The organism is Planctomycetota bacterium, from assembly GCA_038746835.1.
GTDB lineage: Bacteria > Planctomycetota > Phycisphaerae > Tepidisphaerales > Tepidisphaeraceae > JBCDKH01.
Map to the genome: position 1 here is coordinate 81,736 of JBCDKH010000001.1, position 8,222 is coordinate 89,957.

Genomic DNA, 8,222 nt, shown 5'->3' on the forward strand with positions numbered 1-8,222 from the left:
TGCTGAGCCATGTCCGACGCCGTCTACCAGCAGTGCACCAATCCGGCCTGTGCCGCGACGTTCGACGCGGGCGAAGTCCTGACCGCCTGCCCGATTTGTGGAGCGCTGCTGGACGTCCGGTACGACTGGGATCGCCTGCCTGTCCCGACACGGCTGAAAAACTTCGACGCGCGCCGGATGTCGTTCGACCCGCTCGACGTCAGTGGCGTCTGGCGATTCCGCGAACTGCTGCCCTTCTTCCGCGACACCAGCGACATCGTCACGGTCGGCGAAGGCCGAACCACGCTGCAAACCAACGACAGCGTCGCCTGCGACCTGAAGATGCCCCACGGCACGCTGCAGCTGCAATACGAGGGCTTCAACCCGTCCGGCTCGTTCAAGGACAACGGCATGACGGCCGCGTTCACCCATGCGAAGCGTGTGGGTGCGGCGGTCGTCGCCTGTGCGTCGACCGGAAACACGTCTGCCGCCTTGGCTTTGTACGCCTCGGCCGCCGGCATGAAGGCACTGGTCTTCGTCGGCAGCGGCAAGATCGCCTTCGGAAAGCTGAGCCAGGCCCTCGACTACGGAGCGATGACGCTGCAGGTTGAAGGCGACTTCGACGACTGCCTGAAACGCGTCCGCGAGCTGGCCGAGACGCCGGATGCGGGCGTTTACCTCATGAACAGCGTCAATCCCTTCCGCCTCGAAGGGCAGAAGGCGATCATGTACCGCATTCTCGAAGCCCGCGGCTGGCAGGTGCCGGACTGGATCGTCGTCCCCGGCGGCAACCTCGGCAACTCGTCCGCCTTCGGTAAAGCCTTCGCCGAGCTGTTCGAGCTGGGCCTGATCGACCGCATTCCGCGACTTGCGATCATCAACGCCCACGGCGCCAACACGCTTTGGCAGCTGTACGAGCAGCAAGGTTTGCGTTGGAACGACGGCGGCTTCGACAAAGACGTGCCGGCGGCGCTTTACCGCGGGTTCGACGCGGCCAATCACAAGGCCGACACCGTCGCCAGCGCCATCGAGATCGGCCGGCCCGTCAATCTGCCCAAGGCGTTGCGAGCGCTGGACATCATGAACGGCGTCGTGCGCGAGGTCGACGACGACGCGATCCTCGACGGCCGGGCGACGGTCGCCCGGTTCGGCTTCGGCTGCGAACCCGCCAGCGGTGCCACGATCGCCGGCCTGCGTCAGCTGCTCGACGAAGGCGTCATCTCCAGAGGCGAGCAAGTCGTGTGCGTCCTTACCGGGCACGAGCTCAAGGACCCGAATCGCACCGTCGACTACCACATCGGGGACGAACCTCACCGCTGGTCGAACGCACCCACGTCCATTCCCAACGACCTCGACGCGATCTTGAAGGTCGTGCAGCAACGCTGACCTCGACAACAAGGACTCCGCTTCAGTCACGGTCTGAAAATCGGACGTGTGGTCGGATTAAGTCGCCTCTGTCGCACGTCGATGCACCGATGTGCCTGGGGGTACGTCAAAGCTTCGTCCGTTCTGGACCTTCCTGCGACATCCGCCGCTGTGGTTTCGGCTGATGGCACTCATGACGTTGTCGATCAGCTTCGCCCTGATTGCCGGGCCGTTGGTGCAGGTGCACGTGCAGACGGCAGCGTTCATGCGGCAGATGGCCGTCCCGCTGGCGATGCTGGCGCTGGTTCTGCTCGTCGCGATTCGCCACGAGAAGAAATGGCGTCAAACCGTCGGCCAGCTTGCCGACGTGCTCGAGAACGTCCGCGGCGGACGCCTGCCGAGCGAACAGATCGCCAGACTCCTCGACGGTTTGGCCGATAAAGGCGAGCTCACCCGACTCGCCGCCGAGGTCGAACGCATCGTCGCCGACGCGAGCGAAGCCCAACAGCGTGCCCGCCGACAGGTCGCTGAGGCCGACCGACGCGTCAACACCACAACCAACGCCCTCGAAAAAGAGATCGGCCAGCTCAAGCACCAGGCCGGCCGCGACGGGCTGACCGGTCTCGGCAACCGTCGAAGCCTCGACGAGACGCTGCCACGATTCGTCAAGACGGCCCGCGCCAACATGAGCCAGCTGTCGGTCATCATGATCGACGTCGACCGGTTCAAGGAACTCAACGACACGCTCGGCCACGCGGCGGGCGATCGAATGCTCAAGGAGTTCGCACGCCTGCTTCGCGGCACCGTCCGCGAGAACGACGCGGCCTTCCGCTATGGCGGCGACGAGTTCGTGCTGCTGCTCGCGGACGTCGGCATCGACCAGGCACGGGCGACGGCCGAGCGGCTCATGCGGCTCGGCGACGATCTCGCCAGGCCGCTGCGTGGGCTCGCCCATCCGCCGGGACTCAGCTGCGGCGTGTCGAGCCTGTCGCAATTGCCCGCTGCCGCGTGCGGCGAAGACCTGCTCAAAGCCGCCGACGCCGACGCGTATCGGATCAAGCGACAGCGACGCACGCTTCGCCGTGCGGCCTAGCAGTTGTTCGTAGAGTGTGGGCGTGCAACGGCTCGCCTGCACGATCTTCTGCGTCACGGCCGTCGTGCTGGTCGGCTGCTCGACGCAGTCGCATACCGATCGCACGAGCGGACTGGTCAGTCTGTTCGTCGAAGGCCGCTACAACGCCGCGGCCAGTGAAGCCGGCGGGTTGGCCGAAGAGTCGGACCGCCGAACCAACAGTGATCGCCTGCCGCGCGACGGACTTGTGATCCGGCTCGAACAAGGCGCTGCCCTCCGCGCGGCCGGGTTGATCGACGAGAGCACGCGCGTCTTTCGCCGGGCGGATCGGCTGTTCCAGATCGCCGACGAGACGCCCAAGGTCCAGCTCGGTAGTGAGACGACGGCACTCTGGACCAATCCGACCGCACTGGCTTATCGCGGGACGCAGTACGACCGCGTCCTCGTCGCGACGATGCAGGCGATGAACCAAATCGAGCTGGGCGATCTGGAGCTGGCCCGCGTCTTCATCCGCGACGCCGGTCGTCGTTTGCGCGACGCGAAGGACAAGTTCGAAGCCGACATCGAGCGTGACCGCCGTGAGGCCGACCGAGCCGTGCGATCGCGCGGGGGCGACGTCGACGAGGCGTGGGCGTCATCGCTGCGGCGGACGTCGGGCAGGCCCGTTGACGCGATCGACTACGGCGTGTTCGCCAATCCGCTGCCGGACGTGCTGGCTGGCATGCTGTTCCTCGCCGGCGAGACGACGCGCGGCGATCTTGAGCGGGCTGTGGTCGCGTTTCGGCGTGCACAGGCACTTGAGCCCGGCAACACGTACCTCGCCGAGCTCTACGACCTGGCCGAAGCATCTGCGAACGCCGGCACGTTCGTCGGCGAGCCGCGTGTCCACGTGATCTACGCGGCGGGAATGGCTCCGACGCGGCTGGAGTGGCGCATCGACGTGCCGCTGTACATCTTCCCAGGCGACATCGGCCGGGCAGGTGCTCCGGGCATCGCGCTCCCACAACTCGCCTACGGCCCGCCCGGGGCGGTGCTGACGGCTTCTGCGTCGGGCGAGCCGTTTCCAACACAACGCGTCGCCAGCATCGAGCGTGTCGTCACGGCAGAATTCGACGCGGCATACGACGGCGTGGTCAGCCGCGCAGTCGCGAGTGCGATCATCCGAACGCTGGCCGCCATTGCCGTGAACACCGCGACCGATCGAGCGGCCGACGAAGTCGGCGGGCCCGAGGGGCTCCTGATCTTCCTGCTCGGTCGCATCGGAACGAGCGTCGCGCAAGTCGCGACCAATGCCGCCGACCTGCGGACGTGGCGACTCATCCCGGCCCGCTACGAGATCGCCAGTTTTCCGGCACCAGCGGACGGTTCGGTTCAGCTCAACCTCGGCGGACGCAGCGTCACCGTCGAGCTTCCGTCGAGTGACGGACGCGTGACGCACTTCATCTTCGTTCGTCAGCCGACGCCCGGCAGCCCGCCGTCGGTCCGCGCGGCGACGGTCGGTGTTCGATGAGGCGTAGACTTCGAGCGTCATGCAAGGCCGATGGATCACGCTCGGACTGGTCGCGATCGCGCTGCTCGCCGTGAGCGGTTGTCGAAGCAGCCAGGGAACGAATCGCGTCGTCTTCGAGGAGGGCGAGACGGACAAGGTTGTTGTCGACAAAAAGCTCGACAAACTCGTCCGCGTTCAGGAGCTGCGCGTCTTCAACGAACGAGGCGACACGATGCAGCCGCAGATGCGCGTCGAAAACATGACCGGCCGATCGCAGAGCGTGACGTACCAGTGGGTCTGGCTCGAAGGCCAGTACGAGCTGCCCGAGAGCTCCAACACCGCACGCGTCTTGAACCTTGAGCCGCGCGAGCAGAAGACGATCACCGCGACCGCCCCAAACCCGGCCGTCGATGGGTTCGTCCTCCGACTGAATCGGGCCAACTGACATCGTCCATCGTCGAGCAGAAGCAACAACCACCCGCACCACCACCTGTCATGAGAGTCATCGCCGTCACCGTCGCCGCCGCTTCCTGTGCCGTGATGCTCGCCGGTTGCGGCGGCAGTGGTGCCCGTCAGATCGACACGGGCGGTCGCGACGTCATCACGACGATCGACCAGGTCGACATCCAGAACTATATCGAGGCCGCGGACGAGCTTGTCCAGAGCATGATCCGCTCCGGCGTGCTCGGCCGAATCGCTCCCGAAGACGGCACGCCAGTCATCATCGAGCTCGACCGGGTGCGCAACGACACGTTCGACGACTCGATCGACGTCGAGATCATCACGGACACGGTTCGCATCGAGACGCTCCAGTCCGGTCTGGCGACGTTCATCACACCCGACTCTGCTCTCGCGCGGGCCGATCGCGCGGCTGCGGAAGAGCTGGAGCAGGACCTGCCACAGGCGGCGTACACGTTGTCGGGGCGCATCACGTCCGTCGGCGCCCAGGCTGGCCGAACGCGGCAGAACACCTTCATCTTCCGCCTGACACTCAGCAGCCGCGACGGCCTGGACGTCTGGAGCGACCAGCGTCGCATCACCAAGCAAGGCACCCGTAACGCCGTCGGCATTGGCTGAGCCGGAGCCACAGGCGTACTTCCCACCCGATTCGGCCGTCCGCCGGATCACGCGGTCCAGGGCCGTCCTGCTGTACGGGGCGGCGGCGCTGGCGCTGCAGGTGAGCGACGAGCGCGTCGCACGCGGCGTCGAGGAGCACAGCGACTTCACCGCCGACCCGATCGCCCGGCTGCACCGCACGCTCGAAGCCAGCTACGCCAGCGTCTTTGCCCCGCCGACCCAGGCCAATGACGCCGTTCGACGCGTCAATCGGCTCCACGCGAGCGTCAAGGGCGAGGGCTACTCCGCGATGGACCCGGACCTTCTGCTGTGGGTCATGTCCACGCTCGTCATGTGCGGCATCGAGGCGACCGAGCGTTTCGTCCGGCCACTCCCAGAGTCGGACAAGGCCCAGTACTACCGCGAAACCCGGCACAGCACGACGCGTTTCGGCCTGAAGCTGACGCACGGCCCGCGGTCGTGGGACGACTTTGTCAGCTACTGGCACGCTCGGCTCGATGACCCGGCCGTCGGATCGTCGGAGGTCAGCCGTCGCGTCGCGACTCAGATCACCAAACCGACCCGGCCCTACTGGCTTCGGCCGGCCGGTGTTCCTGCGAGGCTCTGGCTTCGCGACACGCTTCCGCCTGCCGTGGGCATTCGGCTTGGGCTGCCGTCGACGCTGGCGAGCCGCATCGCGGGTCGGATTGGCACCCTGGCAGCACGCGCTCACTTCGCGGTCGCTCCGGAGCGGCTCACGCTGACCCGTGCCGCACGCGACGCCGAAGAGCGAGAGCGATCGCAAGCCGAACACATCGCCCGAGCTTGATCGCAGCTTGCGACGCATTGGGCGACGCACTACGTTCCAGCCAGCAGCGGGGAGCGCTGCCTGCAGACTCATCGTGACGTCCGGCGACGAAGCCGAGCGACTGTGAGCAATCAGCATCTGCCCAGGGATCGGGCAAATCACCTGCTCGTCGTAGTCAGCGTCAGCTCTCTGCGTGCGTCAGGTATGGCTTGATGTGTCGGCAGTGCTCGACCTCGAACCAGCTCGCACGATCCCAACTCTCCCGCCTCGAAAGCCCACCTCGCCATCATGCGACTGCGACGCTTCTCCAACGCAGGCACTCTCGCCCTTGTCGCCGTGTCGACGTGCACGGTGTTCGCGCTGGGCGGCTGTGCCAATGCACCGGCACCGCTCGGCCCTTCGCCCGACGCGACTGCCGACACGGTCGTCCTCCAGTCGCGCGACGATGGCTCCGAGGTCGACTTCGACACGCTCGAGGCACGCGTCGCGTTCGAGCCGGTTTTTCTCTCTGCCGACGGAAGTCCGGTGAGCGTGCCGCTGTACGGGAAAGAGCTCCGCGTCTCCAGCGACGGCCTGGTTCTAATTGGTGCTGGGACCGACACGCTCTATGCCGCCGTCTTCAAGGGCCGCGCGCAGGCGGCCAATGAGGTGGCCGGCGCTGGCGACATCCTGCTGTGGACGCCCGACTCGGGAACGCCGCGCAACGAGGCCTTCGATGTCGGGCGGTTTCGCGACTCGTTGAACGTAACGACGCTCTCGGAAGTCGACGGGCTCCAGCCGGCGATCGCGACGGTTGCCAGCAGTCAGGAGCGTGGCTTCCGCTTCGGCAGCCTGCGTCGCACGCCCTTCAACGCCGTCAGCCCGACTGACCCCGAGACGTTCGAGCGCCGTCGTCGCTATCTGAATCGTCCGGCCGTGGTGAAGCTTCGCTTCGAGGTCGGCGAGGACCCGCAGGCGCTCTCCGAAGCCGTTGCGACGCGATTCGTCGAAGCCCTGGCACAAGGCGACGCCGCGACCGTGGCCGATCTGTTCCATCCGGACTTCCTGGACCTTGGCAACGACAGTGACTTCGGCCCGTCATCCACTCGCCCTGCGTCCGACGAGTTGGTCGACGCTCAGGCAGAAGCCCGGCTCCTCGTCGCCAGAGGTCTCGCCGGCGACGGTCGCGAAGGGCTCGTAGTCGAGTCGCTGCGCCGGGCCGAGGGGCCCAACGCCTTCTTCGTCGACAGCACCGACGCCCCACGAAACACCGACGGCTACACGTTGACCCTGCGTCCGGGCGACGGGCTCTTTTTCGTCAGCTCGTTCACGCCGACGCAGGCTCCGCCCGAGCCGACGACTCAGCCCGCCGAGCCAACAACACGCCCGACGGAACCGGCGACACAGCCCGCCAGCTAGCCACACTGCCTTCACAGTCCACCTTCCCTTCGCAACGCCTCATCATGCGAGCCACCGCCTTTGCCCTCTCAACGGTCGCGCTTGCGACTGCGGTCGCGACCGCCCAACCGGCGACCACGCAGCCGGCCACCCTTCCCTCGACGCAACCAGCCCAGCTGGAGATTGGCGACGCGTACGTCGTCTACGCGCAGGATCAGTTTGCGTCGGGTGCCGGTTCGACGCGTTTCTGGTCGAGCGCGAGCGTTCCGCTCGACGTCGAAAAGCAGGCGATGCCGGGCTCGATGGTCCAGTACACGATCCGGCCGCAGGGCGCGGAGGTGATCTTCGACGACCTTGGTGCCGTCGCCGCGAGCTTTGGCGACGCCATCGAGATTCGACTGCTCCGCGACACCGAGGCCGAGACGCTCGAGCCGACAATCGGACAGACGCCCATCACCGCAGCCATGCGTCAAGTCGTGGCCGACGTTCGTCAGACTGAACGCGTCAATGAACCGGGCGAGACCGACGCCGACGGATATCGATTCGGCGTCGATCTTCCGCTCGACGACATCCTGGACGGACTTGGCCTCGACCTTCCCACGCCGATGGCCCGCGTGCGCGTGAATCGCGTTGGCACGTCGCTGGGTCGACTGTGGCTCATGGAGTTCGAGGTCGCACCGATGTCCTTCACGACGTCGGATGGCGACGTCGTTCTGATGCGACACGACGGCTTTGTCCTGCTCAGCGAAGACCAGGAGACGCTCGTGTCGGGTGGAACGCGCTATCGAGGCCAGGTTGCCGAGGCAGCCACGGGAGCTCTGGTTCCCTACGAAGGCCGTCGCCTTTTTGCACTCGCACCAGACCCTGACAATCCCGACCGCCTCTTCGATGCGACTGGCGTTGCGGCCATCCGGGCGATCGTCCAGGCGTACGGAAATCCGGCCGACTTTGCCGCGGCGGCTGAGGGGGATCTGACCGACAACGTCGATCTCCTGACGGCCGTGCCGGAGCAGGAAGAGGCCCTTGCCTCGATCCGCACGTCGACCATCCCGAGCTGGCTCGGCGAGGTACGCGAC

Annotated in this window: 8 protein-coding genes; all 8 read left to right on the plus strand. The window is 66.5% G+C overall.

From position 1 onward, the window contains the following. Window positions 1–9 precede the first annotated feature (9 nt). Window positions 10–1,365, plus strand: a complete 1,356-nt coding sequence (gene thrC / locus AAGI46_00365) for a threonine synthase (GenBank protein MEM1010653.1) — start codon at window positions 10–12, stop codon at window positions 1,363–1,365. A gap of 163 nt (window positions 1,366–1,528) precedes the next feature. After that, complete coding sequence (locus AAGI46_00370; GenBank protein MEM1010654.1) at window positions 1,529–2,437, plus strand: GGDEF domain-containing protein; 909 nt, start codon at window positions 1,529–1,531, stop codon at window positions 2,435–2,437. 22 nt (window positions 2,438–2,459) lie between these two features. Further along, a complete protein-coding gene (locus tag AAGI46_00375; GenBank protein ID MEM1010655.1) occupies window positions 2,460–3,926 on the plus strand; it encodes a hypothetical protein in 1,467 nt (488 codons plus the stop codon). Between the two features lie 19 nt (window positions 3,927–3,945). Further along, window positions 3,946–4,350 carry a DUF1425 domain-containing protein gene (locus AAGI46_00380; protein ID MEM1010656.1) on the plus strand — a complete coding sequence of 135 codons (405 nt, stop codon included), beginning with the start codon at window positions 3,946–3,948 and terminating at the stop codon, window positions 4,348–4,350. A 50-nt stretch (window positions 4,351–4,400) separates the two neighbouring features. After that, window positions 4,401–4,982 carry a hypothetical protein gene (locus AAGI46_00385; protein ID MEM1010657.1) on the plus strand — a complete coding sequence of 194 codons (582 nt, stop codon included), beginning with the start codon at window positions 4,401–4,403 and terminating at the stop codon, window positions 4,980–4,982. Next, window positions 4,975–5,790: an oxygenase MpaB family protein gene (locus AAGI46_00390; GenBank protein MEM1010658.1), complete on the plus strand. Its 816-nt coding sequence runs from the start codon at window positions 4,975–4,977 to the stop codon at window positions 5,788–5,790. The genes AAGI46_00385 and AAGI46_00390 overlap by 8 nt, the downstream gene beginning before the upstream one ends. Before the next feature lie 267 nt (window positions 5,791–6,057). Further along, on the plus strand, window positions 6,058–7,167 hold the full coding sequence (locus AAGI46_00395) for a hypothetical protein (GenBank protein MEM1010659.1): 1,110 nt from the start codon (window positions 6,058–6,060) through the stop codon (window positions 7,165–7,167). A gap of 44 nt (window positions 7,168–7,211) precedes the next feature. Continuing rightward, window positions 7,212–8,222 (plus strand): hypothetical protein (locus AAGI46_00400; GenBank protein ID MEM1010660.1); only part of this gene is annotated, 1,011 nt, incomplete at its 3' end.

Coding starts and splice junctions, on each gene's coding strand:
- AAGI46_00380 (MEM1010656.1), top strand. CDS start 3,946: ATGCAAGGCCGATGGATCACGCTCGGACTGGTCGCGATCGCGCTGCTC.
- thrC (MEM1010653.1), top strand. CDS start 10: ATGTCCGACGCCGTCTACCAGCAGTGCACCAATCCGGCCTGTGCCGCG.
- AAGI46_00385 (MEM1010657.1), top strand. CDS start 4,401: ATGAGAGTCATCGCCGTCACCGTCGCCGCCGCTTCCTGTGCCGTGATG.
- AAGI46_00370 (MEM1010654.1), top strand. CDS start 1,529: ATGGCACTCATGACGTTGTCGATCAGCTTCGCCCTGATTGCCGGGCCG.
- AAGI46_00395 (MEM1010659.1), top strand. CDS start 6,058: ATGCGACTGCGACGCTTCTCCAACGCAGGCACTCTCGCCCTTGTCGCC.